Annotated in this window: 21 protein-coding genes; all 21 read left to right on the top strand. The window is 62.8% G+C overall.

The window, feature by feature from the left end:
* Window positions 1-14: 14 nt before the first annotated feature.
* The 21 genes from nuoG to frr all read left to right on the top strand — a co-directional run bounded on the left by nuoG (window position 15) and on the right by frr (window position 24,325).
* Window positions 15-2,126, top strand: a complete 2,112-nt coding sequence (nuoG, locus tag IEV75_RS03400) for an NADH-quinone oxidoreductase subunit NuoG (protein ID WP_188451141.1) — start codon at window positions 15-17, stop codon at window positions 2,124-2,126.
* 6 nt (window positions 2,127-2,132) lie between these two features.
* Window positions 2,133-3,185: an NADH-quinone oxidoreductase subunit NuoH gene (gene nuoH / locus IEV75_RS03395; RefSeq protein WP_188451140.1), complete on the top strand. Its 1,053-nt coding sequence runs from the start codon at window positions 2,133-2,135 to the stop codon at window positions 3,183-3,185.
* Window positions 3,186-3,194: 9 nt separating this feature from the next.
* On the top strand, window positions 3,195-3,683 hold the full coding sequence (gene nuoI / locus IEV75_RS03390; protein ID WP_188451139.1) for an NADH-quinone oxidoreductase subunit NuoI: 489 nt from the start codon (window positions 3,195-3,197) through the stop codon (window positions 3,681-3,683).
* A 102-nt stretch (window positions 3,684-3,785) separates the two neighbouring features.
* Window positions 3,786-4,394: an NADH-quinone oxidoreductase subunit J gene (locus tag IEV75_RS03385; RefSeq protein ID WP_188451138.1), complete on the top strand. Its 609-nt coding sequence runs from the start codon at window positions 3,786-3,788 to the stop codon at window positions 4,392-4,394.
* Window positions 4,394-4,705, top strand: a complete 312-nt coding sequence (nuoK, locus tag IEV75_RS03380) for an NADH-quinone oxidoreductase subunit NuoK (protein ID WP_188451137.1) — start codon at window positions 4,394-4,396, stop codon at window positions 4,703-4,705. Before IEV75_RS03385 ends, nuoK begins: the two co-directional genes overlap by 1 nt.
* 10 nt (window positions 4,706-4,715) lie before the next feature.
* Window positions 4,716-6,689 (top strand): NADH-quinone oxidoreductase subunit L, encoded by a 1,974-nt coding sequence (gene nuoL, locus IEV75_RS03375; protein ID WP_188451136.1) that lies wholly within the window; start codon window positions 4,716-4,718, stop codon window positions 6,687-6,689.
* A 2-nt stretch (window positions 6,690-6,691) separates the two neighbouring features.
* Entirely contained in the window at window positions 6,692-8,206 is a 1,515-nt protein-coding gene (locus IEV75_RS03370; protein ID WP_188451135.1) for an NADH-quinone oxidoreductase subunit M, read from the top strand.
* Between the two features lie 19 nt (window positions 8,207-8,225).
* The gene (gene nuoN / locus IEV75_RS03365) at window positions 8,226-9,677 is read left to right on the top strand and encodes an NADH-quinone oxidoreductase subunit NuoN (RefSeq protein WP_188451134.1); all 1,452 of its coding nucleotides are present in this window, start codon (window positions 8,226-8,228) and stop codon (window positions 9,675-9,677) included.
* The gene (locus tag IEV75_RS03360) at window positions 9,678-10,415 is read left to right on the top strand and encodes a biotin--[acetyl-CoA-carboxylase] ligase (protein ID WP_188451133.1); all 738 of its coding nucleotides are present in this window, start codon (window positions 9,678-9,680) and stop codon (window positions 10,413-10,415) included. It begins immediately after the preceding gene.
* A gap of 5 nt (window positions 10,416-10,420) precedes the next feature.
* Window positions 10,421-11,203 carry a type III pantothenate kinase gene (locus tag IEV75_RS03355; protein ID WP_188451132.1) on the top strand — a complete coding sequence of 261 codons (783 nt, stop codon included), beginning with the start codon at window positions 10,421-10,423 and terminating at the stop codon, window positions 11,201-11,203.
* A gap of 63 nt (window positions 11,204-11,266) precedes the next feature.
* Complete coding sequence (locus IEV75_RS03350; protein ID WP_188451260.1) at window positions 11,267-12,880, top strand: ribonuclease J; 1,614 nt, start codon at window positions 11,267-11,269, stop codon at window positions 12,878-12,880.
* Between the two features lie 14 nt (window positions 12,881-12,894).
* Complete coding sequence (gene mce, locus IEV75_RS03345; protein ID WP_188451131.1) at window positions 12,895-13,323, top strand: methylmalonyl-CoA epimerase; 429 nt, start codon at window positions 12,895-12,897, stop codon at window positions 13,321-13,323.
* Window positions 13,323-13,700 (top strand): DUF1467 family protein, encoded by a 378-nt coding sequence (locus IEV75_RS03340; protein ID WP_188451130.1) that lies wholly within the window; start codon window positions 13,323-13,325, stop codon window positions 13,698-13,700. The genes mce and IEV75_RS03340 overlap by 1 nt, the downstream gene beginning before the upstream one ends.
* Before the next feature lie 91 nt (window positions 13,701-13,791).
* A complete protein-coding gene (proS, locus tag IEV75_RS03335; RefSeq protein ID WP_188451129.1) occupies window positions 13,792-15,126 on the top strand; it encodes a proline--tRNA ligase in 1,335 nt (444 codons plus the stop codon).
* Entirely contained in the window at window positions 15,123-16,448 is a 1,326-nt protein-coding gene (locus IEV75_RS03330) for a lipoprotein-releasing ABC transporter permease subunit (protein WP_188451128.1), read from the top strand. The genes proS and IEV75_RS03330 overlap by 4 nt, the downstream gene beginning before the upstream one ends.
* Window positions 16,441-17,121, top strand: a complete 681-nt coding sequence (locus tag IEV75_RS03325; protein ID WP_188451127.1) for an ABC transporter ATP-binding protein — start codon at window positions 16,441-16,443, stop codon at window positions 17,119-17,121. The genes IEV75_RS03330 and IEV75_RS03325 overlap by 8 nt, the downstream gene beginning before the upstream one ends.
* A gap of 311 nt (window positions 17,122-17,432) precedes the next feature.
* Window positions 17,433-20,897, top strand: coding sequence for a DNA polymerase III subunit alpha (gene dnaE, locus IEV75_RS03320; protein ID WP_188451126.1), 3,465 nt, complete (start codon window positions 17,433-17,435; stop codon window positions 20,895-20,897).
* Between the two features lie 207 nt (window positions 20,898-21,104).
* Window positions 21,105-21,944: a 30S ribosomal protein S2 gene (gene rpsB, locus IEV75_RS03315; protein ID WP_188451125.1), complete on the top strand. Its 840-nt coding sequence runs from the start codon at window positions 21,105-21,107 to the stop codon at window positions 21,942-21,944.
* Window positions 21,945-21,977: 33 nt separating this feature from the next.
* A complete protein-coding gene (gene tsf / locus IEV75_RS03310; RefSeq protein ID WP_188451124.1) occupies window positions 21,978-22,919 on the top strand; it encodes a translation elongation factor Ts in 942 nt (313 codons plus the stop codon).
* 67 nt (window positions 22,920-22,986) lie between these two features.
* On the top strand, window positions 22,987-23,751 hold the full coding sequence (gene pyrH, locus IEV75_RS03305) for a UMP kinase (RefSeq protein WP_233351731.1): 765 nt from the start codon (window positions 22,987-22,989) through the stop codon (window positions 23,749-23,751).
* 7 nt (window positions 23,752-23,758) lie between these two features.
* On the top strand, window positions 23,759-24,325 hold the full coding sequence (frr, locus tag IEV75_RS03300; protein WP_188451123.1) for a ribosome recycling factor: 567 nt from the start codon (window positions 23,759-23,761) through the stop codon (window positions 24,323-24,325).
* The last annotated feature ends 13 nt before the right edge of the window (window positions 24,326-24,338 follow it).

Here is a 24,338-nt window from a genome sequence, read left to right as displayed (position 1 = left end):
GTGGAGCAGGTTTGATGAGCGAGAATACGCGCACCATCATCATTGACGGCGAAGAGATCACCGTCCCGCAGGATTATAACCTGCTGCAGGCTGCCGAGGCGGCGGGCCGCGAGATTCCGCGCTTCTGCTATCATGAGCGCCTGTCGGTGGCCGGTAATTGCCGGATGTGCCTTGTGGAGCTGGTGGGTGCGCCCAAGCCCGTGGCGTCGTGCGCCTTCCTCGTGCGTGACATGCGCGGCGGGCCCAATGGCGAACCGCCTGCCATGCGCACGCTCTCTCCGCTGGTGAAGAAAGCGCGCGAAGGGGTGATGGAGTTCCTCCTCATCAACCACCCGCTCGACTGCCCGATCTGCGACCAGGGCGGCGAGTGCGATCTGCAGGACCAGTCGCTCATGTATGGCCGCGCAGGCTCGCGCTATGGCGAGAACAAGCGCGCGGTCGAAGACAAGTATATGGGGCCGCTCATCAAGACCGTGATGACGCGCTGCATCCAGTGTACCCGCTGCGTGCGCTTTGCCACCGAGATTGCCGGTGTGCCGGAAGTTGGCGCCATCGGGCGCGGCGAGGACATGGAGATCACGACCTATCTGGAACAGTCCATGACGTCGGAGCTCTCCGGCAATGTCATCGATCTGTGCCCCGTCGGCGCGCTCACCTCGCGTCCCTATGCCTTTAACGCCCGCCCCTGGGAGCTGACCAAGACAGAGACCATCGACGTGATGGACGCGATTGGCTCCAATATCCGCGTGGACAGCCGTTCTGGCGCTGTGCTGCGCATCCTGCCGCGCATCCATGAGGGCGTGAACGAGGAGTGGATTTCCGACAAGACCCGCTTTGTGTGGGACGGCCTCGGCCGTCAGCGCCTCGACAAGCCCTATGTGCGCAAGGGCGGCAAACTCACCGCCATTGGCTGGGATGAAGCGCTGACTGTTGCGGCGGAGAAACTCTCCGGCGACGCATCGAAAATCGGCGTGATCGCCGGTGACCTCAACGACACCGAGGGCCTGAAAGCCGCCAAGGACCTGTTCGACGCGCTGGGCGTGAAATCGCTCGATTGCCGTCAGGATGGCTCGAAACTCGGCGGCGGCCCGCGTGAAGGCTATCTCTTCAACACGACGATTGCCGGTATCGACAAGGCCGACGCGATCCTGCTCATCGGCACCAATCCGCGCGTCGACGCACCGGTGCTCAATGCCCGCATCCGCCAGCGCTGGCTGAATGGCAAGCTGGACGTGGCGATGATCGGCGAGGCGGTAGACCTTACCTATCCCTATGAACATCTGGGCAGCGGACCCGACGCGATCGGCGCGCTTGCCAAGAAGCGTTCCGGCTTCATCAAGACGCTCAAAGACGCGAAAAATCCGATCATCATTCTGGGCAGCGGCGCCACTGCGCGCGCCGATGGTGCGCAGGTGCTGCGCGCCGCCGGAGAGCTGGCCAAGGCCGCCGGCGTGGTGCGCGAGGGCTGGAACGGATTCAGCGTCCTGCACACGGCTGCCAGCCGCGTAGGCGCTCTCGATCTCGGCTTCCTGCCCGGTGAGGGCGGGCGTGATACCCAGGCTATCCTGGATGGTGCGGGAAAGGGCGAAGTGGATACGGTCGTGCTGCTGGGCGCTGACGAGATCGACACGGCCAAGCTCGGCAAGGCCTTCGTCATTTATGCCGGTCATCACGGTGATGCCGGCGCCATGCGCGCTGATCTGATATTGCCATCAGCGGCTTACACCGAAAAGCCGGGGCTTTACGTGAACACCGAAGGCCGCGCGCAACTCGCCGACCGGGCCGTGTTCCCGAAAGGCGAAGCCAAAGAAGACTGGGCGATCTTCCGGGCGCTGTCGGCGCGTCTGAACAGGACGCTGCCCTATGACAGCCTGAACGCGCTGCGGGCAAAGCTCATCGAGGAGATCGAGAGCTTCGGCCAGATCGATCACGCGCCGGGCGCAGAAGGCACGGGCAGTTTTGATCCGTCCACGCTGGGCGAGGCAGGCGAGGTTTCCTCTGAGCCCTTCGTCAGCCCGGTGAAGGATTTCTACCTGACGAACGCCATCGCGCGGGCGTCGAAAACGATGGCGGAGTGCTCGGCTGCGGCGAAGGCCGCGCGCGCCACGCTGCAGGCAGCGGAGTAGGGGCTGATGAACGATTTCGTCACCGAATTCGGTCCGGTCTGGGGCACGGCGCTGGCGGTGGGCCAGATCCTCGCCTTCATGGTTGTGCTGCTGCTGTCACTGGCCTTCCTCTTGCTGATGGACCGCAAGGTCTGGGCGGCGGTGCAGATGCGCAAGGGCCCCAACGTGGTCGGCGCGTTCGGCCTGTTGCAGTCCTTCGCTGACTTCCTGAAATTCGTGCTGAAGGAAATCGTCATTCCGGCAGGGGCGGACCGCCCGCTCTTCATCCTCGCTCCGCTGATCACCTTCACGCTCGCCTTCATCGCCTGGGCGGTGATCCCGGTCGCGCCGGGCTGGGTGATTTCCGACATCAATGTCGGCATTCTCTTCCTGTTCGCGATTTCTTCGCTGGGTGTCTACGGCATCATCATTGGCGGCTGGGCCTCGAACTCGAAATATCCGTTTCTGGGCGCGCTGCGCTCTGCTGCGCAGATGGTCTCCTATGAGGTTTCCATCGGTTTCGTGATTGTCACCATTCTTTTGATGGCCGGCACGATGAACCTTTCCGAGATCGTGATGGCGCAGGGTGGCGGCTTCTGGAACTGGCATGTTCTGTCGTTCGACCTTCTGCCCTGGCCGGTGTTCGCGATCACCATTCCGATGTTCGTGATCTTCTTCATCTCGGCGCTGGCAGAGACCAACCGCCCCCCGTTTGACCTGCCGGAAGCGGAATCCGAACTGGTGGCGGGCTATCAGGTGGAATACTCCTCCACACCCTATTTGCTCTTCATGATCGGCGAGTATCTGAACATCGTGCTGATGTGCTCGCTGATGACGGTGCTGTTCCTGGGCGGCTGGCACGCGCCCTTTGATGTCGCGCCGTTTACCTGGATACCGCCGGTCTTCTGGTTCGCGCTGAAAGTGCTGTTCCTGTTCTTCATGTTCGCCATGGTGAAGGCGCTCGTGCCCCGCTACCGCTATGACCAGCTGATGCGCCTTGGCTGGAAAATCTTCCTGCCGACCTCGCTTGTCGCGGTCGCGGTGATGGGCGCTGTCGTTGTCTACTCGAATGCAAGCTAGGACCTCCTCATGAGCCGTATCGCCCAAACCCTGCGCGGAGCCGCCCTGATGGATTTCTGGGGCGCTTTCGGCCTCGGCATGCGCCAGCTTTTCCGGCCCAAGCCGACTGTGAACTATCCGTTCGAGAAGGGGCGTCTGAGCCCCCGCTTCCGCGGCCAGCATGCCCTGCGCCGCTACGCCAATGGCGAGGAGCGCTGCATCGCCTGCAAGCTGTGCGAGGCGGTGTGCCCGGCCCAGGCCATCACCATCGAGGCCGAACCGCGCGAGGACGGCTCACGCCGGACGACGCGCTACGATATCGACATGGTCAAATGCATCTATTGCGGCTTCTGCCAGGAAGCCTGCCCGGTTGATGCCATCGTGGAAGGCCCGAATTTCGAGTACGCGACCGAGACGCGCGAAGAGCTCTACTACGACAAGGAAAAACTTCTCGAGAACGGGGACCGCTGGGAACGTGAGATTGCCCGGAACCTCGAACTCGACGCCCGCTACCGGTAACGCTAGAAGGGCGCCCGACTCATATTAACCCGGCCCGGAAAGCCTTTCCGGCGCTGTAATTGACCAGACAGCCCACGGCCGGTTCCGGCCCAAGGGGGGACCATGCTGCAGGCAGCGGCGTTTTACATTCTGGCAGGGACGGCGGTGATCTCCGCCTTCATGGTGGTGGCCGCACGCAACCCGGTGCGTGCCGTGTTGTTCCTGATCCTGACCTTCTTCTCCGCAGCTGGCCTGTTTGTGATGCTGGGGGCCGAGTTCCTCGCCATGCTGCTGGTCATTGTCTATGTGGGCGCGGTGGCGGTGCTCTTCCTCTTCGTCGTGATGATGCTGGATGTGGACTTTGCCGCGCTGAAAGAGGGCTTTTTAAGCTATCTGCCGCTTGGCGGCGCGGTTGCGCTTGCACTCGTGGGCATTCTCTCCCTCACGGGCATCAGCTGGGTGGTGTCGGACACGGCCGGCGCAGCGCTGCAGACGCCGGTGCCGCCGGATATGAGCAATGCCGAGGCGCTGGGCTCCATCCTCTATGACCGCTACGTCTTCTTCTTCCAGCTGGCGGGCCTGGTGCTGCTGGTGGCGATGATCGGGGCCATCGTGCTCACCCTGCGCCATCGCGAGGGCGTACGCCGCCAGAATATCGCGCGCCAGGTGCAGCGCCGCCGCGAGGAAGGCGTCGAGCTGGTCGAAGTCAAATCGGGCGAGGGGATCGGCTAATGTTCGAGATTGGTCTGGGGCACTATCTGACGCTGGCCGCGATCCTGTTCACGATCGGCGTGTTCGGCATTTTCGTGAACCGCAAGAACGTCATCATCCTTTTGATGTCGATCGAGCTGATCCTGCTGGCGGTGAACGTGAACATGGTGGCGTTCTCCTCCCATCTGGGCGACATGACCGGGCAGGTCTTCGCGATGCTGATCCTCACGGTCGCGGCGGCTGAAGCCGCGGTGGGCCTCGCCATCCTCGTCGTCTTCTTCCGCAACCGCGGTGATATCGCGGTTGAGGGCGTCAACCTGATGAAGGGCTAGAGCGGCTATCATGGCTTTTATCGTCGTTTTCGGACCCCTTCTGGCAGCCATCATTGCCGGCCTGTTCCACAAGCAGATCGGCACGCGCGCCAGCCAGCTCATCACGACCGGGGCCACCATTGCAGCCGCGCTGGCGTCTGCCTGGCTGTTTGTTGACGTCGCAATCCTCGGCAATGCGCGCACCTACGAGCTGGCGCAGTGGATGGCCGTAGGCAATTTCGACATCAGCTGGGATATCAGGCTGGATTCGCTTTCTGCCGTGATGCTGGTCGTGGTGACGAGCGTGTCGGCGCTCGTTCACGTCTATTCCTGGGGCTATATGGCCGACGACCCGCACCGGTCGCGCTTCTTTGCCTATCTGTCGCTCTTCACTTTCGCCATGCTGTCGCTGGTGACGGCGGACAACTTCCTGCAAATGTTCTTCGGCTGGGAAGGCGTGGGTCTCGCCTCCTACCTGCTGATCGGCTTCTGGTACAAGAAGAAGTCGGCCAATGACGCGGCGATCAAGGCCTTCGTGACGAACCGGGTGGGCGATTTCGGCCTCGCGCTCGGCGTGATGGCGGTGTTTGCCGTATTCGGCACGCTGGATTTCGATACCGTCTTTGGTCAGGTCGATGACGGCACCGTGCAGACGCTGACCCTGTTCGGCCTTGAGTTCATGGCGCTGGAGCTGATCGCCTTCCTGCTCTTCATCGGGGCGATGGGCAAATCGGCGCAGTTCTTTCTGCATGTCTGGCTGCCGGACGCGATGGAAGGCCCGACGCCGGTCTCCGCCCTCATCCACGCCGCTACCATGGTGACGGCGGGCGTGTTCCTGGTCTGCCGCTGCTATCCTATCTACGAGCTGGCGCCGAACACCTCGGCCATCATCACCTTTATCGGTGCCACCACGGCCCTGTTTGCGGCCACTGTCGGCCTTGCGCAGAACGATATCAAGCGCGTGATCGCGTACTCGACCTGCTCGCAGCTGGGCTACATGTTCTTCGCGGCGGGGCTTGGCCTCTACTCGGCAGCCATGTTCCACCTGTTCACGCATGCCTTCTTCAAGGCGCTCCTGTTCCTGGGTGCCGGTTCGGTCATTCACGGCCTCCATCACGAGCAGGACATGCGCAATATGGGCGGCATCTACAAGCTGCTGCCCGTGACGTGGCTGATGATGATTATCGGCACGCTGGCGCTGACGGGTGTGGGCATTCCGCTGCTCAATCTGGGTTTTGCCGGCTTCTTCTCGAAAGACATGATCATCGAGGAAGCCTTCATGGCGGGCGCGGACGGCGTGACGTTCGGCTATTTCGCCTTTGTCGTGGCGATCATCGCGGCGGGCCTGACCTCCTTCTACTCGTGGCGTCTCATCTTCATGACCTTCCACGGCAAGTTCCGCGGCGACAAGCACACGCTTGACCACGCCCATGAGAGCCCGTGGGTGATGATCGTGCCGCTGCTTCTGCTGGCGATTGGCGCTATCTTTGCCGGTGGCCTGTTCCGCAGCGATTTCGTGGCGCGCGGCGCGCTGGAATTCTGGGGTGGCAGCCTGCCGCCCGGACCGTATGCGGAGGGCAATTACGGGGAAGGGGCCCATGGCCACCATCCGCCCACCTGGGTGCTGTTCAGCCCGATTGCCGTCACCGTGCTCGGCTTTGTGCTCGCCTACTGGTTCTATGTGGTCAAGGAAGGCCTGCCCGCGAAGATCGCCGCACGCGGGGGTCCGCTCCACAGCTTCCTCGCCAACAAATGGTATTTCGACGAGATCTACGACTTCATCTTTGTGCGCGGCGCGCGCGGGCTTGGCGATCTGTTCTGGAAGGTGGGAGACCGGCGTATCATTGACGGGTTTGGGCCGGACGGCGTCGCCGGCACGGTGATGCAGGCTGGCCGCCGGATCGTGCGCCTTCAGTCGGGTTATCTCTATCACTACGCATTCGTGATGCTGATCGGCGTTCTGGGCCTTGCCGTCTGGCTGGTCGCTCGGGCCGGGGGACAATAGGCATGCTGGGACAACTGCCCATCCTTTCTGCGCTGACCTTCCTGCCGGCGCTTGGCGCGATAGCGATCCTTGTGCTGCGTGCCATGATGCGCGCCGAAGACCGCCCGGCGCTGGACCGCAATGCGCGCGGCGTGGCCCTGTTCGTGACGCTGTTCGTATTCGCTCTGTCGATCCTGCTGGTCGTCGAGTTTGATACCGCCCAGCCCGGCTTCCAGTTCGTGGAGCAGGCCGACTGGCTCACAGCGCTTGGCATCAATTACCGCATGGGCGTTGATGGCCTGTCGGTGCTGTTCGTGCTGCTGACGGCGTTCCTGATGCCGATCTGCATTCTGGCCAGCTGGAAGCTGGAAAAGCGCGTGGCCGACTACATGGCCGCCTTCTTGCTGCTCGAAGCGCTGGTCATCGGCATTTTCTGCGCGCTGGACCTGGTACTTTTCTACATCTTCTTTGAGGGCTCGCTGATCCCGATGTTCCTCATCATCGGGGTCTGGGGCGGGGCCAACCGCATCTATGCGGCCTTCAAATTCTTCCTCTACACCTTCCTCGGCTCGGTGCTGATGCTGGTGGCGATGATCTACATGTTCGTGGTGTCCGGCACGACCGACATCACGGTTCTGCTGGAACATGAATTCCTGCGCGATGCGCAGACATGGCTGTGGCTCGCCTTCTTCGCCTCGTTCGCGGTGAAGATGCCGATGTGGCCTGTCCATACCTGGCTGCCCGATGCGCACGTTGAGGCCCCCACGGCCGGCTCGGTGATCCTGGCGGGTATCCTGTTGAAGCTTGGCGGCTATGGCTTCCTGCGATTCTCGATCCCGATGTTCCCCGACGCCAGCGCCTTCTTCGCGCCGATGGTGATGGTGCTCTCGGTGATCGCGATCATCTACACCTCGCTGGTCGCCTTCCGGCAGACCGATATCAAGAAGCTGATCGCCTATTCGTCCGTCGCTCACATGGGCTTTGTGACGATGGGTATCTTCACCATGAATGCGCTCGGCGTGCAGGGGGCGATCTTCCAGATGATCTCGCACGGGGTGATCTCCGGCGCGCTCTTCCTGTGCGTGGGCGTGATCTATGACCGCTTCCACACGCGTGATATCGCCTTCTATGGCGGGCTTGTGCACAAGATGCCGGTCTATGCCGCCTTCTTCGCCCTGTTCACCATGGCCAATGTCGGCCTGCCGGGTACGTCCGGCTTTGTCGGCGAGATCATGACCATGATGGGTGCGTTCGAGTATGATCCGCGCGTCGCCTTTGGCGCCGCCTTCGGCGTGATCGTCTCGGCCGTCTACATGCTGACCCTCTACAAGAAGGTCGTGTTTGGCGAGCTGACCAACCCGAAGCTGGAAACGGCGACGGATCTGGACTGGCGTGAGTGGATAAACCTCGGCGTGCTGGCTTTCCTTGCCATCTGGCTCGGCTTCTTCACCACCCCGATCACCGATATCACCACCGCTTCGGTTGAAGCGCTGATCTCGCAATATCAGGGGGCGCTGGCCGCCTCCGCCAACCCGTAAACTTCAAGGCTTGATGCCCATGACCGGACCTGCGCTTCTGGCTGATCTGAGCCTCATCATTCCCGAACTGATCCTGGCGGTCGGTGCGATGGGCCTGTTGCTGGCCGGAGTTTTCATCAAGGGTGAGGAAACGGCGGCGCGTCTGGTCTCGCTGGCGGCGATGGCGCTGCTGATCCTCGCGGCCGGCGTGGCGGTGTTTCTGGCGCCGCAAGGGGGTGGGACGGCCTTCTTTGGCGCCTTCGTGCTCGACAGCTTCTCGCTCTATGCCAAGGCGGTGGTGTATCTGGCTGCCGCCATCGCTCTGGTGCTGGCCGGGCATTATCTGCGCACTGAGCGCCTCGCGCGTTTCGAGTTCCCCGTGCTGATCCTGCTGGCGACGCTTGGCATGTCGGTCATGGTGTCGGCCGGCGATCTCATCGCGCTCTATCTGGGGCTCGAGCTGCAATCGCTCGCGCTCTACATTCTTGCCGCCTTCAACCGTGACAGCCTTCGCGCTTCGGAAGCGGGCCTGAAATATTTCGTGCTGGGCGCGCTCTCCTCCGGCCTGCTGCTCTATGGCGCATCGCTGGTCTACGGCTTTGCCGGATCAACCGAGTTTGGCGCGATTGCGCTGGCGGCCGAGAACCCGTCTGTGGGCCTTGTCTTCGGCCTCGTGTTCGTGGTTTCCGGGCTGGCGTTCAAGATCTCCGCTGCGCCCTTCCATATGTGGACGCCGGACGTCTATGAGGGCGCGCCGACGCCGGTTGCCGCCTTCTTTGCCACCGCACCGAAGCTTGCCGCCATGGTGCTGCTCATCCGCGTGCTGATGGAGCCGTTTGGCGCCATGGCCGACCAGTGGCAGCAGATCACCATCATTCTGGCGATCCTCTCCATGGGTATCGGCGCTCTGGGCGCGCTCTTGCAGACCAACATCAAGCGCCTGATGGCCTATTCCTCCATCGGCAATATGGGCTACGCGCTGGTTGGCCTGTCTGCGGCCAGCGAAGCGGCCGTGTGGGCCGTGCTGCTCTACATGACGCTCTACGTCATCGGCGTGGCGGGCGCGTTCGGCGTGATCCTGTCCATGCGCCGCGCTGAAGGCATGGTGGAGCGGATCGAGGATCTGGCCGGGCTTTCCAAATCGCGCCCCGGGCTTGCGCTCGCCTTCACCGGCCTGCTTCTCTCGATTGGCGGCATGCCTTTCCTTGTCGGCTTCTTCGGCAAACTGTTCGTGTTCTATGCCGCCGTTCAGGCAGGGCTGGTGTGGCTCGCGGTCATTGGCGGCCTCTTCTCCGCGATCTCGATTGCCTACTATCTGATGATCCTGAAACGTGTCTGGTTCGACGAGCCGACGGGCGGCGAGTTCATCAATCCGCCCGCCAGCGTCGCCATCATCACGCGCGTGACGGGTATCGCCACGGTGGGCCTGCTCCTGCTCGTGCCCTTCATGCTTACCCGTGTCATCGAGGCGGGCTCGGCAATCGGCGGCTAGATGCCCGTCCGCATCGATCACTATGCCGAGATAGACTCCACCAATGAAGAGGCCCGGCGCCGGGCGCTCGCCGGTGAGCGCGGGCCGGTCTGGATCCGCGCAGACCGTCAGGGCGCGGGGCGCGGGCGGCGTGGACGGGAATGGGTCAGCAAGCCGGGTAATCTCTTCATCACCGGACTTTATGTGCTCGACACCAGCGCCGGAGATGCGGCGCGCCTCTCCTTTGCGGCAGCCCTGGCCGTCGCCGATCTCGTCGAGGAACTCGTGCCCGGTCTCAATCCGCGCCTGAAATGGCCCAATGACGTACTGATCGAGGGCAGCAAGGTGTGCGGCATATTGCTGGAATCGGGCGCAGCGCCCGGCGGCGGTCTGTGGCTCGCCGCCGGTATTGGCGTGAACCTCGCCCATCACCCGGAAGATTCCGAGCGTCCTGCGACCAGCCTTGCCGCCCATGGCGCGGCAGCTGATCCGGCGCATGCCGGAGAGCGGCTGGCCCATCATTTCGACACCTGGCTTCAGCGCTGGCAGGCTGCCGGGTTCGCGCCGATACGTGATGCCTGGCTCGCCCGCGCGCACGGTCTGGGCGAGAGGGTCGCCGCGCGGCTGGAAAACGAGACCGTCGAAGGCATTTTTGCCGATCTGATGCCGGATGGTGCGCTGCGGCTGGATTTGGCAGATGGCACGAGACGGCTTATCTCCGCAGGCGACGTCTTCTTTCCCGCTAACCCACAAGGCTGAATGCGATGCTGCTGGCGATTGATTGCGGCAATACCAATACGCTATTTGCCGTTCATGACGGCCAGGACTGGCGCGCGCAATGGCGCACGGCCACCTACAGCCCGCGCACCGCAGACGAGTATGCCGTCTGGCTGGCCCAGCTCATGGGGCTTCAGGGGCTGAGCTTTGACGATTTGTCGGCCTGTGTGATTTCCTCGGTGGTGCCGCAATCGCTGTTCAATCTGCGCAACCTGTCGCGGCGCTATCTGAAGACCGAGCCGCTGGTTATCGGCGATGCCGGTGTCAATCTCGGCATTTCGGTCAATATCGACCGGCCGGGCGAGGCGGGCGCGGACCGGCTGGTCAACGCGCTGGGCTGCCGGGTTAAGTATCCCGGCCATCTGGTCATTGTGGATTCGGGTACGGCGACGACGTTTGACGTGGTCTCTGCCGACGGCGTGTTCGAGGGCGGGATCATCGCGCCCGGTATCAACCTGTCCATGCAGGCCCTTCACAACGCCGCGGCGCAACTGCCGCGCATTGCCATCGAAAAGCCCGACCGGGTCATCGGCAAGAACACGGTCGGCGCCATGCAGTCGGGCGTGTTCTGGGGCTATATCGACCTGATTGACGGGCTGATCAGGCGGATCAGGGCAGAGTATGGCCAGCCCATGACGGTCATCGCGACCGGTGGTGTGGCCTCCCTGTTTGAAGGCGCGTCTGGCGCAATCGATCATTTTGACGCGGATGTGACCATTCGCGGCCTGTTGGAAGTCTGGCGCCTCAATAGCGTCCGCAAAGGAGTCTGAGGCGTGAGTGAGAGTGAAAACACGGTCTATTTCCTGCCGCTGGGCGGTTCGGGCGAGATCGGCATGAATCTGAACCTCTACGGCTTCGGGCCGGAAGAGGACCGCAAATGGATCATCGTTGATTGCGGGGTGACATTCGGGGATCTGTCGACACCGGGCATTGACGTGATCATGCCCGATCCGCGCTTTATCGAGGAGCGCAAGCACCAGCTTCTGGGCATTGTGCTGACCCATGCGCACGAAGACCATATGGGCGCGGTCGCCTATCTCTGGGAGCGCCTGCGCTGCCCGATCTGGGCAACGCCCTTCACCGCCTATCTGATGCGTGACCGGCTGGCCGAACGCGGCCTGTCGAACGAAGCCAAGGTGCGCGAGATTTCGCTGACCGGCCGGTTCGATATCGGCCCGTTCGACCTTGAACTTATCACGCTGACCCACTCCATCCCTGAGCCGAACGGGCTTGCCATCCGTACGCCTGCGGGCCTTATCCTGCACACCGGTGACTGGAAGATTGATCCTGAACCGCTGATTGGCGCGCCCACCGACCCCGAAGCCATCAAGGCGCTGGGCCGGGAGGGCATCCTGGCCATGGTGTGTGACAGCACCAATGTGTTCACGCCGGGTGAAGCCGGGTCGGAGGGCGGCGTACGCGAGAATCTGACCAAGGTGATCGCCGAACAGAAGGGCAAGGTCGCCATTGCCGCCTTTGCCTCCAACGTTGCGCGCCTGGAGACCGCCATCCTCGCCGCAGAGGCCAATGGACGGCGGGTGTGCCTTGTTGGCCGCTCGATGCACCGCATGGCCGGGGCCGCGAAATCTGTGGGGCTCCTGCAATCATGTGCGCCGTTCGTGGAGGAGGAAGAGGCGGGCTATTTCCCCAATGACAAGATCGCCTTTGTCTGCACAGGCTCGCAAGGCGAGCCGCGCGCGGCGCTGTCGCGCATTGCCGACCGCGAGCACCGCAATGTCAGCCTGGGCGATGGCGATACCGTCATCTTCTCCTCACGCGTCATCCCCGGCAATGAGCGTAGCATTTTCGACCTGATGAACCGGCTGGCCTTGCGCGGTGTGAAGATCATCACCGAGCGCGACCGTCATGTTCACGTGTCCGGCCATCCCTGCCGGGACGAGCTGAAGCAGATGTATGAATGGGCGAAGCCAAAAGTCGCCATTCCGGTGCATGGCGAAGCGCGCCACCTGATCGAGCATGCGGACTACGCCCGGAAGCTGGGTGTGCCCTCGGCCGTCATTCCGAAGAATGGCAGTCTGATTGCCATTAATGCTGACGGCGCGCGCATTATCGACGAGGCGCCGGCTGGCCGGCTGCATCTTGACGGCAATTTCATCGTCGATGCAGAAGCCAACTCCATGCGTGAGCGGCGCAAGATGGCCTATGCCGGAGCAATCAGCCTGGCGATGGCCGTTTCCGGCAAGGGCGAGATCGTCTCCGGCCCGGACCTGCGGGCGCTCGGCGTACCAGACTCCGGCGACAATGATATCGAGGAATTTCTTGACGCGCTGGCCGATGCTGCCGAACGCGCATTTGCCAAGATGGGCAACAAGGCCCGCCGGGACGAGGACGAGGTGGAGGAAACGGTGCGGCAGGCCGTCCGGCGCGAGGCAAACCGGCTTTGGGGCAAGAAGCCTGTCGTCGAAGCCATGGTGTTGATGGTCTAGGAGAGGGCGTTCCCATGAAAATCGGACGGCTCAATCATGTCGGTGTAGCCACGCCGGACGTGAAAGCGGCGGCGAAAGTCTATGCTGACCTTTATGGCGCGACCGACGCGACCGACGCGAAGGATTTTCCGCATCTGGGTGTGCGCGTGGTCTTCGTGTCGGTGCCCAACATGCAGATCGAGCTGATCGAGCCGCTCGGCGCGGACAGCCCGATCCACAAATTCCTGGAGAAAAACCCGAAGGGCGGTCAGCACCATATGTGCTTTGAAGTCAGCGATATAATTGCAGCGCGTGATGCGATGCGTGAACGCGGCGCGACAGTGCTCGGCACCGGCGAGCCCTATATCGGGGCGCATGGCGTGCCGGTGATCTTCGTGCATCCGAAGGATACGGGCGGCGTGCTGGTGGAGCTGATGCAGGCTCCGGGCGAAGGGGCGCACTGATGGCGGAACGTCCGTGTGTTCAGATTCATCCGGCCTTTCGCTATCTGGGGCTTTTCCTCAGCACTCTGGCGCTGGTGATCATCTTTGCCCAGCTCTTCATCCCCTCCGGCGAGGTTGGCTTCGTTGAAGGTCTGGTGGTCTATCTCATCACGTGGTGGATCGTGATCTTCACCGTGCTGCCCTTGCGCATTCAGGGTCAGTACGAGGCAGGCGACATTGTGGAAGGCTCCGAACCCGGCGCGCCGGTCAATCCGCGCCTGAAGGAGAAGGCGCTGCTGACCACGTTCATCACCAGCGTGCTCTGGCTGATCTTCTTTGCGGTGATGGAGCTGGGCCTTGTGGACCTGAATGCGCTCTGGGGGCCTGAGTTCCGGTAAGTACAAATGGTTGCGGCGCCTTGCGGGGCGTGCCGGTGCGGTCTAATCGTTGAATCCGTATTTCAACCCGCCCTGACGCGAGACCGTTTCCATGCGCCTTAGCCGCTTTTTCCTGCCCGTCCTGAAGGAAACGCCTGCCGATGCGCAGATTGTCTCGCACCGGCTTATGCTGCGCGCCGGGATGATCCGGCAGGAGGCAGCCGGCATTTATTCCTGGCTGCCGCTGGGCTTCCGGGTCTTGAAGAAGATCGAACAGATCGTGCGCGAGGAGCAGGACCGGGCGGGGGCCGTGGAGCTCTTGATGCCGACGCTCCAGCCGGCCGATCTCTGGCGCGAGAGCGGGCGCTATGAGGATTACGGCAAGGAGATGCTGCGCATCGTCGACCGCCATGAGCGCGATCTGCTCTACGGGCCGACCAATGAGGAGATGATCACCGCGATCTTCCGCTCATACTGCCGGTCCTACAAGGACTTGCCGAAAACCCTCTATCACATCCAGTGGAAATTCCGCGACGAGATCCGTCCGCGCTTTGGCGTGATGCGCGGGCGCGAATTCCTGATGAAGGACAGCTATTCGTTCGATCTGGACGAAGCATCGGCCCGGCGCGCCTATAACCGCATGTTCGTGGCCTATCTGAACACGTTTGCCCGCCTTGGCCTGAAGGCTGTGCCGATGCGCGCTGACACCGGCCCGATCGGCGGCGATCTCAGCCATGAATTCATCATCCTCGCCGAGACCGGCGAAAGCGAGGTGTTCTGCGATTCCAGGCTTGTCGATATGGGCGCGCCGGGCCTCGACGTCGATTTTGACGGCGATCTGCAACCGCTCGTAGATGCACGCACCTCTCTCTACGCCGCGACCGAGGAAATGCACGAGGCAGACCGCTTTGTGTCCGAGGTGCCCGAAGAGCGGCGCCTGTCCGCGCGCGGCATTGAAGTGGGCCATATCTTCTATTTCGGCACCAAGTATTCGGCGCCGCTGGGCGCGAACGTCACCCATCCCGATGGCAAGGACCGGCCGGTGCATATGGGCTCTTACGGGGTAGGCGTCTCGCGCCTGCTGGGCGCGATCATCGAGGCGCATCACGACGAGGCTGGCTGCATCTGGCCTGAAAGCGTCGCCCCGTTCGGTATCGGTATCATCAATCTGAAGCCCGGTGATGCAGACACCGACGCGGCCTGCCAGAGCGCCTATGAGGCGCTGGTGAAGGCCGGCAAGGACCCGCTGCTGGACGATACGAATGAGCGCCCTGGCGGCAAGTTTGCCACCATGGACCTGATCGGCGTGCCCTGGCAGCTCATCATCGGTCCGCGCGGGCTGAAAGAGGGCAAGGTGGAGATCAAGCGGCGGGCGACGGGCGAGCGCTTCGAGGCCAGTCTTGAAAGCGTGCTTTCACAGCTCACGGCGGAGCAGACAGGTCAATGAGCGCTGCGAGAGCCGGAACCGGAAACAGCAAGGGCGCAGGCGCGTTCAGCGCCTGGGAGTTCCTGCTGGCATTCCGGTATCTGAGAACCCGGCGCAAGCATGGCGGGGTCACGCTGATTTCCGTGATTTCCTTCATCGGCATCACGCTGGCCGTGACAGCCCTGATCGCCGTCATGTCGATCATGAACGGGTTCCGGCATGAATTGCTGTCACGCCTGTTGGGCGTGCAGCCGCATGTCTATGTCTACACGGCCGAAAGCGCGGCGCTTACCGGTGATCTCGTTGACCGGATCAATCAGGTGCCCGGTGTCCGCCAGGCCGGACCGATCATCGCGGCGCAGGCCCTGATCAGCTCGGAGCGTGCCGCCTCCGGCGCGCAGGTGATCGGCGTGCGCCCCTCTGACCTCGGCCAGTTTGATCTGATCGCCGGTGAGGGCGATGCTGCCGAGGCGGGCGGCGGCATTGTGCAAGGCTCGGCGGATAATTTCGGTGTCGGCCATAATGGGGGCGACGGTATCCTCATCGGTTCGGGTATCGCTGCCCAGCTGGGTGTCAGCGCCGGTGACACGGTGACACTGCTGGCACCACAGGGCGCATCCACGCCTATGGGCACGGTGCCACGGCGCAAGAATTATGTCGTGGAAGGTGTTGTTTCCATGGGTGTTCTGGATCTCGACCGGATCTATGTCTTCATGCCGCTGGAGCAGGCTGCGCTATTCTTCGGCCGGTCGGGCGGCGCTGACTATATCGATATCCGCGTGACCAATCCCGATGCGCCGGAGGCGGTGGTCGAGGCTGTACGCCAGCTTGTGCCGGCGGGCTCTGCCGTGTTCGACTGGCGCCGGCAGAACCAGTCCTTCTGGACGGCCCTGCAGGTGGAGCGCATGGCGATGCGCATGATCCTGTCCATCATCGTGCTGATCGCTGCGATGAACATCATTTCCGGGCTCGTGATGCTGGTGAAGAACAAGAGCCGCGACATCGCCATCCTGCGTACGATGGGCGCAACGCAAGGCGCCGTGATGCGCGTGTTTCTCATCTCCGGTGCTGCCATCGGCGTGCTGGGAACGATTGCTGGCATCATTCTGGGCGTGCTGATCGCGGTTTTCATCGGGCCGATCCAGGATTTCCTGGCCTTTGTGACGGGCGTCGATGTGTTCGATCCGTCGGTCTATCTGCTCTACCGCCTGCCCGCACGGCTGGACTGGGCGGAGGTGGCGTTTGTCGCCGTATGGGGCTTCGCGACGGCCCTCATAGCCACTTTGCCGCCATCGTGGCGGGCAGGGCGGATCGATCCGGTGGAGGCGCTGCGCTATGAGTGATCCGGCCGTTTCCATTCGCGGCCTGGTGCGCCAGTACCAGACCGATGCCGAGCTGATTGAGGTGCTCAGCGGGGCTGATCTCGATCTGATGCCCGGTGAGCTGGTGGGTCTTGTTGGCCCGTCGGGATCGGGCAAGTCCTCGCTTCTCCATGCTGCCGCGCTGCTGGAAAAGCCCAATGCCGGTTCGGTGCATGTGGGTGGGATTGACGGGCTTGCACTGAATGAGCGCGGGCGCACGGCGCTGCGCCGCCGGGAAATTGGATTTGTCTATCAATTCCATCATTTGCTTCCCGAACTTGATGCGTTGGATAATGTTGCCCTGCCGCGCCTGATCGCAGGCGAGAGCAAGGCGAAGGCCCGTGCGAAAGCGCATGACTGGCTGACAAGGCTGGGGCTAGGCGGGCGCCTGACGCACTTGCCGGCCCAGCTTTCCGGCGGGGAGCAGCAGCGCGTCGCCATCGCGCGTGCACTGGTGGGCGAGCCGCGCGTGGTGCTGGCCGATGAACCGACCGGCAATCTCGATCCGGCCACATCCGATCAGGTGTTTGATGCGCTGGCGGCGGCGTGCCGTGAGGCGGGCGCGGCGGCTCTGGTGGCGACCCACAATCTCGCGCTCGCCGGGCGGATGGACAGGGTCGTCACGCTGGAGAATGGCCGCGTCGTCGCAGCCTGACATCATCCTCATCCTGCAGAGCTGAGGCGTGCTGGCGGGGCTTGGCGCGCATCGGGACGATTCTGCTTGACGGCGGAACATAAGGCGAATATTTCAAGTGGAACAAACAGCGAATATCATCGATATCAACAGGAGTTCTCACATGAAGCGCTTGATCGAAGAGGCCAGCACCGCCTTTGTTACGCTAGGGTTCGTGGCCGTTGTGCTGACATGGAGCACCGCGCTCGTCGGCTAGGGGCGTTCGCGCGTCGCCGATAGAAGCGAATCCGGTAAGGCTGCCCCGCGTCGGTTGACCGGTGGAGTAGCAGGAGATGACCGTGAACCCGGACGGATTTGTTCATCTGCGAAGCCGGTCGCCCTACTCATTGCTGGAGGGTGCGACCCGGATACCCGAGCTGGCAAAGCTCTGCGGCGAGATGAGCATGCCGGCCCTGGCGCTGACCGACAGCAATAACCTGTTCGGCGCCTTGGAATTTTCCGAGTACCTGTCCGGCGCAGGCGTGCAGCCGATCATCGGGTGCACATTGTCTGTGAAGCTGGAATCGGAGCGGCCCGGGGAAAGAATTGTCCCCACTGGCACCCTGGTTCTGCTCGTCCAGAACGAGGCTGGCTACCGCAATCTCGTTTCGCTGTCGTCCTCGGCCTATCTCGATGTCGGACCGGCCGATGAGCCTTCAGTGCCACTCAGTTCGATACTGGAACAAAGTGAAGGCCTGATCTGCCTTACGGGCGGATATGACGGGGTGCTCAACCGGCTTGTCGCAGGTGGAAAGGCGCCCAGGGCAGAGACCGTTCTGGAGCGGTTGTGCGAGGCGTTCGCGGGCAGGCTCTACATTGAATTACAGCGCCATGGGCGGCCTGATGATGTGACAGCGGAGGACTGGCTGGTTCCGCAGGCCTATGCGCGCAATCTGCCGCTGGTGGCGACCAATGAGCCGTACTTCGCGACAGCGGAGCGCCATGAAGCGCACGATGCGCTGATGTGCATCGCGCAATCGACCTACGTGATTGTCGATGACCGGCGCAAGGTCACGCCGGAGCATTATTTCAAGAGCGGCGAGGAAATGGCGGCGGTGTTTGCCGACCTGCCGGAAGCCATCAGCAACACCGTCGATATCGCCCGGCGCTGCGCTTACCGTCCGCGGACCGGTGATCCGGTCCTGCCGCGTTTTCCGAGGCTTGAAGGGCGCACCGAGGCCGAGGAGCTGGCTGGGCGGGCGCAGGAAGGGCTCAAGGCGCGTCTTGCCGCCGTGGAGCCGGCTGCATCGGTGAAGGAATATGAGGACCGGCTGGCCTTCGAGCTGGGTGTCATCGAGCGGATGGGGTTTCCCGGCTATTTCCTGATCGTCGCCGACTTCATCCAGTGGTCCAAGGCGCAAGGTATTCCGGTGGGTCCGGGCCGGGGCTCGGGCGCCGGTTCGGTGGTGGCGTGGGCGCTGACCATTACCGATCTTGATCCGCTGCGTTTCGGGCTGCTTTTCGAGCGTTTCCTCAACCCCGAACGCGTCTCCATGCCGGACTTCGATATCGATTTCTGTCAGGAGCGCCGCGGTGAGGTCATCCGCTATGTGCAGGAGCGCTATGGCTCTGACCGGGTGGCCCAGATCATCACGTTCGGCACGCTGCAGGCCCGCGCTGTCGTGCGCGATGTCGGCCGCGTATTGCAGATACCCTTCCCGGTGGTGGACCGGATCGCCAAGCTCGTGCCCAACAATCCCGCCCAGCCGGTGACGCTGGCGGAGGCTGTGGAGAGCGAACCGAAACTGCAGGTGATGCGCCGGGAAGATGCCGCCGTTGACCGTCTGATGACGGTGGCCTTGCAGCTGGAAGGGCTTTACCGGAACGCGTCCACGCACGCAGCGGGCATCGTCATCGGTGACCGGCCGCTGACCGAGTTCGTGCCGCTCTATCGCGACCCCCGCTCGGATATCCCCGCGACCCAGTTCAACATGAAATGGGTGGAGCCGGCGGGCCTCGTCAAATTCGACTTTCTGGGCCTGAAAACCCTGACCGTGATGGCGCGTGCGGTGGCATACATCAAGGCCTCCACTGGCGAAGATATCGATCTTGATGCGGTGCCTCTCGATGACCCCAAGGCCTATGCGCTGATGGCGGCGGGCAGCACGATCGGCGTGTTCCAGCTGGAAAGCTCTGGCATGCGCGACACGCTCAAAAAGGTGAAGCCGGACACATTTGAAGACATTATCGCGCTGATCTCGCTCTACCGGCCCGGTCCGATGAAGAACATCGACATTTATGTCGAACGCAAGTTCGGCCGGTCAGAGCCTGATTATCTCCACCCCGATCTGGAGCCGGTCCTGAAGGAGACCCACGGGGTCATCATCTATCAGGAACAGGTGATGCAGATCGCCCAGATCCTGTCCGGCTACTCGCTCGGCGAAGCTGATCTCTTGCGCCGGGCCATGGGCAAGAAGAAAAAGGAGGAGATGGACAAGCAGCGCGAGCGCTTCCTCAAGGGTGCCGCCGAACGCGGGGTTGGCGAGCAGAAGGCGTCCTACATCTTTGATCTCGTCGCGGAGTTTGCCGGCTACGGCTTCAACAAGTCGCACGCAGCCGCCTATGCACTCATCGCCTACCGCACGGCCTGGCTCAAGGCTCATCACCCGGTGGCTTTCATGGCCGCGCTGATGAGCCTTGATGCGGCCAATACCGACAAGCTGGCGGTGTTCTTCCAGGAATGCCGCCATATGGGCGTGACCGTGCTGGGCCCGGATATCAATCGCTCCCTTGCTGACTTTTCGGTGGAAGATGGCGCGGTACGCTACGGGCTGGGCGCGGTGCGCAGTGCGGGCATGGGCGCCATGGAAGAGGTGGTGCGCGCGCGCCGCGATAGCGGCCCGTTTGCTGATCTCTATGACTTTGCCGCCCGCGTGGATGCGCGCAATGTCAACAAGCGCCTGCTGGAGACGCTGGCACGGGCCGGTGCATTTGACAGTGTGGAGCCTGACCGGGCGCGGGTAATGGCGGCCGCCGAAACATTATGCGCAATAGCGCAGGCCGCGCAGGCCGAGCGGGATTCCGCCCAGGTCTCGCTTTTCGGTGCCGGCGGCAATGACCCGGTGGCACTCGAGCGGCCGCCTCTGCCGGCGGCCGAGCCCTGGGAGCCGTCGCGCCGGCTGGACGAGGAACTGGCCGCTATCGGCTTCTATCTGTCCGGTCACCCGCTTGATGCCTTCAGCGAGGTGCTGGCGCGGCGCGGCGCAGTGGGCTGGTCGGAGCTGGTTCAGCGTGTGCAGGAGGGCGCGGTGAAGGCGGTGCGCATGGCGGGCATTGTCCGCCGCCGCCAGGAAAAGATATCGCGCCGGTCAAACGAGCGTTTCGCTTTCCTTACCCTGTCTGATCCCAGCGGCGAGTTCGAGGCGCTGGTGCCGCCAAGGGTGTTCAGTGAGGTCCGGGATCTTCTGGAGGCGGGGCAGGGCATTCTGGCCACGTTCAGGGTTGAAGACCAGGACGAGCAGATCCGGCTCATCATGGATGGCTGTGAACCGCTGGAGGGGCTGCTGCGCGAGGCGCAATTGCCTGGCCTGTGTGTGGAAGTGGACGATGTGCAGGCGCTCGACGGCATTCATGCCCGGCTGTCACGCCTGGGCTCATCGGGGGGGGAAGCGCGCGGCGTCGTTGTGCTCGACCTGCCGGTCGAGGGGCGTTCGCGCGCCCGGGTGCGCCTGCCCGGCGGATACCGGCTTGATCCGGCCTTGCGCAGCGCGCTGAAAGAAGTGCCGGGCGTCAGCGCGGTCGAGGCCCTGGCCGTCTGAGCGGCCCACCCGGCGTGATTGTTGCCGGTCACCGCACACGGGCGCTTGTCTGCACGGCAAAGCACGCCTATAAGCGCGCCCGCAATCCCGCACGTGGGGCAACGGCAGGTTCGGTGTTCGAACCGGTCGATCCGGTGCCTGGCCTTTCCTGTTTATCGGGAAGACCGGCTCCGCCCTGCGGAGGCCAACCGGAAAAGGAAAATCGATATGGCCCTTCCTGACTTCTCCATGCGTCAGCTCCTTGAAGCTGGTGCGCACTTTGGTCACCAGACCCATCGCTGGAACCCCAAGATGCGTCCGTTCATCTTCGGCGAGCGTTCCAACATCCATATTATCGACCTGTCCCAGACCGTTCCGCTGCTCCACCAGGCTCTGGTGAAGGTGCGCGAAGTCGCGGCCAATGGTGGCCGGGTCCTGTTTGTCGGCACCAAGCGTCAGGCCTCCGAGCCGATCGCCCAGGCTGCCCAGCGCTGCGCGCAATACTATATGAACCATCGCTGGCTCGGCGGCACGCTGACCAACTGGCGCACGATCTCCATCTCGATCGCCCGCCTGCGCGAGCTGGAAGGGATTCTCGACCAGGATGGCGGTCCGCAAGGCCTCACCAAAAAAGAGATTCTCATGCTCACGCGCGAGCGTGAGAAGCTTGAGCGGTCGCTGGGTGGCATCAAGGAAATGGGCGGCACGCCGGACCTCATCTTCGTGATCGACACCAACAAGGAAGCCATCGCCATCCAGGAAGCCAAGCGGCTGAATATTCCGGTGGTCGCCGTGGTCGATACCAATTGCGATCCGGACCCGATCGATTTCCCGATTCCCGGCAATGACGATGCGGCACGCGCCATCGCGCTGTATTGCGATCTGGTGGCGGACGCCGTGCTCGACGGTATTTCCGACAGTCAGGCGGCGCTTGGCGTCGATATGGGCGCTGCGGTGAACCCGGTTGCCGAACCGGCACTCGCTGAAGAGGAATCCGGTGGCGATGCTGCGTCCGCAGACGGTGAGGCTGCTGCAGCCGAACCCGCCGGCGAAGACGCCAAAGCCTGATTCGACCGACACAAAAATAACAGGAGACTCCCCATGGCCGAGATCACAGCCGCTCTCGTCAAGGACCTGCGCGAACGCACCGGCGCGGGCATGATGGACTGCAAGAAGGCGCTCGCCGAAACCAATGGTGATGTCGAGGCCGCGATTGACTGGCTTCGCAAGAAGGGTCTGTCCAAGGCCGCCAAGAAGGCTGACCGCGTCGCGGCAGACGGCCTTGTCGGCGTTGCCTCGCTGGAACGTGGCAATGGCATGGCTGCTGCCGCAGTCGAGGTGAATGCCGAGACTGACTTCGTGGCGCGTAACGAGCTGTTCCAGGCTGCCGTTGCGGAAATCACCGCGCTGGGTGTCGATGCGGACTCTGTCGATGCCCTGCGTCAGGCCAAGACGAAGTCTGGCGAGACGGTAGAGGACAAGCTCACCAATCTTATCGCCAAGATCGGCGAAAACATGTCCCTGCGCCGCGTATCGACCCTGTCGGTCGAGAACGGCGTCGTGGCCAGCTATGTTCACAACGCGGCGGCTGACGGGCTTGGCAAGATCGGTGTGCTCGTTGCGCTGGAATCCACCGGCGACAAGGCCGTGCTCGCTGAACTTGGCCGCAAGGTGGCCATGCACGTTGCTGCCGGTTCTCCGGCGGTCGCGCTGGCGGTCGATGTCAACGAGCTGTCTGCCGATGTGATCGAGCGTGAAAAGGCCGTCTTTGCCGACCAGGCGCGCCAGTCGGGCAAGCCGGAGGCTATTATCGAGAAGATGGTCGAAGGCCGGCTGCGCAAGTTCTACGAGGAAGTTGTGCTGCTCAAGCAGGTCTTCGTGTTTGATCCGGACCTTACGGTTGAGGGCGCCATCGCGGCCGCGGCCAAGGATGCCGGTGCCCCCATCAAGCTGACGGGCTTTGTCCGCATGGTGCTCGGTGAAGGCGTGGAGAAGAAAGAAGAAGATTTCGCTGCCGAAGTGGCCGCGCTCGGCAAATCGTGATCTGAATATTCCGGCGGCTGGATCATCCAGCCGCCGGACCGCTTTCCAGGACGGAGCAACGATACCCGTGAGTGATACTGCCGCTGACGCCCGCCCGATCCCTGAGGGACCCTATCGCAGGGTTCTGCTGAAGGTTTCCGGTGAGGCACTGATGGGGGATCAGTCCTACGGGATCGACATGAATACCGCCGAACGCATAGCCGAAGAGGTCGGCGCTGCGGTCAAGGCCGGTTACGAGATGTGCCTGGTGATTGGCGGCGGGAATATTTTCCGCGGCCTGCAAGCGGCGGCCAAGGGCATGGACCGGGCTGCTGCCGACTATATGGGCATGCTGGCGACTGTCATGAATGCGCTGGCCATGCAGACCGCGCTGGAACGCCGTGGTGTGCAGACGCGTGTCCAGTCGGCCATTCCGATGACAACGGTATGTGAGCCCTATATCCGGCGCCGGGCCGTTCGCCATATGGAAAAGGGCCGGGTGGTCATTTTCGCGGCCGGTACCGGCAATCCGTTCTTTACAACCGACACGGCTGCCGCGCTGCGCGCCGCGGAGATGGGCTGCGATGCCTTGTTCAAGGGTACGCAGGTAGACGGTGTCTATTCGGCGGATCCCAAGAAAGACCCCAATGCCGAGCGCTATGACCAGCTGGACTATCTTGATGTGATTGCCCGCGATCTGAAGGTGATGGACGCATCGGCGGTCACGCTGATGCGTGACAATCAGATTCCCATAGTCGTGTTCGATATTCACCGGACCAATGGTCTGGCCGATGTGCTCGACGGGCGGGGCGTGTGCACTGTCGTCGGGCCGAAACCGGCACAAAAGAAGTGAGGACAATATGAGCAAGGCTGGTGATTTTAGCCTGAAAGACATAGAGCGCCGGATGGACGGCGCCGTCGAGGCACTGAAGAAGGAATTTGCCGGGCTGCGCACCGGCCGCGCCAGCATAGCGCTGCTCGATCCGATCAAGATTGACGCTTATGGCAGCCCGACGCCCATCAACCAGGTTGGTACAGTTTCGGTACCCGAGCCGCGCATGCTGTCGGTGCAGGTCTGGGACAAGAATCTGGCTCCTGCCGTAGACAAGGCGATCCGCAACTCCTCGCTGGGCCTCAATCCGGTCGTTGAAGGCACGCTGATCCGTATCCCGATCCCGCCGCTCAACGAGGAGCGCCGGGCCGAGCTGGCCAAGACGGCGGGCACGTATGCCGAGCAGGCGCGTGTAGCGGTGCGCAATGTGCGCCGCGACGGCATGGAAGCGCTCAAGCGCGCCGAAAAAGACAATCTGATCAGCGAAGATGAACACAAGCGCTTCTCCGATCAGGTCCAGAAGGCCACAGACCATAATATCGCCTCGATCGACGAGCTGCTTAAGTCCAAGCAGGACGAAATCACACAGGTCTGATTGCCTGTTTGCT

The organism is Glycocaulis albus (genome assembly GCF_014639075.1).
GTDB lineage: Bacteria > Pseudomonadota > Alphaproteobacteria > Caulobacterales > Maricaulaceae > Glycocaulis > Glycocaulis albus.
The sequence above is the reverse complement of the archived record's forward strand: the minus strand, read 5'-3'. Positions and strand labels throughout refer to the sequence as shown.

Bases quoted from the DNA above. Each gene is read 5' to 3' on its own strand.
- nuoG (WP_188451141.1), top strand. From the start codon at position 15: ATGAGCGAGAATACGCGCACCATCATCATTGACGGCGAAGAGATCACC.
- nuoH (WP_188451140.1), top strand. From the start codon at position 2,133: ATGAACGATTTCGTCACCGAATTCGGTCCGGTCTGGGGCACGGCGCTG.
- nuoI (WP_188451139.1), top strand. From the start codon at position 3,195: ATGAGCCGTATCGCCCAAACCCTGCGCGGAGCCGCCCTGATGGATTTC.
- IEV75_RS03385 (WP_188451138.1), top strand. From the start codon at position 3,786: ATGCTGCAGGCAGCGGCGTTTTACATTCTGGCAGGGACGGCGGTGATC.
- nuoK (WP_188451137.1), top strand. From the start codon at position 4,394: ATGTTCGAGATTGGTCTGGGGCACTATCTGACGCTGGCCGCGATCCTG.
- nuoL (WP_188451136.1), top strand. From the start codon at position 4,716: ATGGCTTTTATCGTCGTTTTCGGACCCCTTCTGGCAGCCATCATTGCC.
- IEV75_RS03370 (WP_188451135.1), top strand. From the start codon at position 6,692: ATGCTGGGACAACTGCCCATCCTTTCTGCGCTGACCTTCCTGCCGGCG.
- nuoN (WP_188451134.1), top strand. From the start codon at position 8,226: ATGACCGGACCTGCGCTTCTGGCTGATCTGAGCCTCATCATTCCCGAA.
- IEV75_RS03360 (WP_188451133.1), top strand. From the start codon at position 9,678: ATGCCCGTCCGCATCGATCACTATGCCGAGATAGACTCCACCAATGAA.
- IEV75_RS03355 (WP_188451132.1), top strand. From the start codon at position 10,421: ATGCTGCTGGCGATTGATTGCGGCAATACCAATACGCTATTTGCCGTT.
- IEV75_RS03350 (WP_188451260.1), top strand. From the start codon at position 11,267: ATGAATCTGAACCTCTACGGCTTCGGGCCGGAAGAGGACCGCAAATGG.
- mce (WP_188451131.1), top strand. From the start codon at position 12,895: ATGAAAATCGGACGGCTCAATCATGTCGGTGTAGCCACGCCGGACGTG.
- IEV75_RS03340 (WP_188451130.1), top strand. From the start codon at position 13,323: ATGGCGGAACGTCCGTGTGTTCAGATTCATCCGGCCTTTCGCTATCTG.
- proS (WP_188451129.1), top strand. From the start codon at position 13,792: ATGCGCCTTAGCCGCTTTTTCCTGCCCGTCCTGAAGGAAACGCCTGCC.
- IEV75_RS03330 (WP_188451128.1), top strand. From the start codon at position 15,123: ATGAGCGCTGCGAGAGCCGGAACCGGAAACAGCAAGGGCGCAGGCGCG.
- IEV75_RS03325 (WP_188451127.1), top strand. From the start codon at position 16,441: ATGAGTGATCCGGCCGTTTCCATTCGCGGCCTGGTGCGCCAGTACCAG.
- dnaE (WP_188451126.1), top strand. From the start codon at position 17,433: ATGACCGTGAACCCGGACGGATTTGTTCATCTGCGAAGCCGGTCGCCC.
- rpsB (WP_188451125.1), top strand. From the start codon at position 21,105: ATGGCCCTTCCTGACTTCTCCATGCGTCAGCTCCTTGAAGCTGGTGCG.
- tsf (WP_188451124.1), top strand. From the start codon at position 21,978: ATGGCCGAGATCACAGCCGCTCTCGTCAAGGACCTGCGCGAACGCACC.
- frr (WP_188451123.1), top strand. From the start codon at position 23,759: ATGAGCAAGGCTGGTGATTTTAGCCTGAAAGACATAGAGCGCCGGATG.